The organism is Stutzerimonas stutzeri (assembly GCF_000935215.1).
GTDB lineage: Bacteria > Pseudomonadota > Gammaproteobacteria > Pseudomonadales > Pseudomonadaceae > Stutzerimonas.
In genome coordinates this window covers 1-1,009 of the sequence record NZ_JXXD01000082.1, presented here as the reverse complement: position 1 = coordinate 1,009, position 1,009 = coordinate 1, and the positions used below count along the sequence as shown (strand labels likewise).

General features: G+C 64.2%; 1 pseudogene. It reads left to right on the top strand.

Going from position 1 to position 1,009, the window contains the following annotated elements:
- Positions 1-1,009, top strand: a pseudogene (locus LO50_RS09625) (OprD family porin); the annotation flags it as partial.

The following is a 1,009-nucleotide window of genomic DNA, read 5'->3' as shown; positions in this document are numbered from 1 at the left end:
CTGAAAATGGAGACCGGCTACACCGAAGGGCCGGTCGGCTTCGGCCTGGATGCCATCGGCCTGCTCGGCGTCAAGCTTGACTCCGGCTCCGGCCGTGGCGGCACCGGCCTCCTGCCACGCTCGGCTTCCGGCGAGCCGGCGGACGACTACGGCACGGCAGGCCTGACCGCCAAGGCCAAGCTGTCCGCCACCACGCTGCACGTGGGCACGCTGCAACCGGTTATCCCGGTGCTGATGCGCAACGACAGCCGCCTGTTGCCGAACATCTATCGCGGCGCCTGGCTGCAGAGCAAGACGTCGCAGGCCTCACGCTGGATCTCGGCATGCTGGATCGCACGAGCTACCGCGACTCTTCCAACTACGAAGAGATGACGGTGTTCAATGGCGGGCTGCGCAACATTACCTTTGGCAGCAATACGACGAGCGACGAGTTCCGCTTCGCCGGCGGGCGCTACGACTGGTCGCCACAATTGGCCACCAGCTACTACTACGGTGGGCTGGACGGCATCTACGACCAGCACAACCTCAGCCTGGTCCATGTGCTGCCGATCGGCGAGTCGCAGAGCTTCAAGACCGACCTGCGCTATGTGCGCTCCACCGACGATGGCGGCAGCAATGTCGACAACGACGCCTTCGGCGCGCTGTTCACCTACAAGCATGGCGGTCACGCCTTCACCGGCGGTTACCAGCACATGAGCGGCGATACCGGTTTCGCCTACGTCGCCGGTGGCGATAACGCGTTGATCAACCTGCTGCAGATCAACGATTTCGGTAACCAGGACGAACGCTCCTGGCAGGTCCGCTACGACTACGACTTCGCCGCCATGGGCATTCCCGGGCTGAGCCTGATGACCCGCTACGTCTCCGGTGACAACGTCGACCGTGGCGCCGGCGCCAGCGAAGGCAAGACCTGGGAGCGCAACACCGACATCGCCTACGTCATCCAGAGCGGCCCGCTGAAGAACCTCGGCTTCAAGCTGCGCAACGCCACCACGCGAAGCAACTTCCA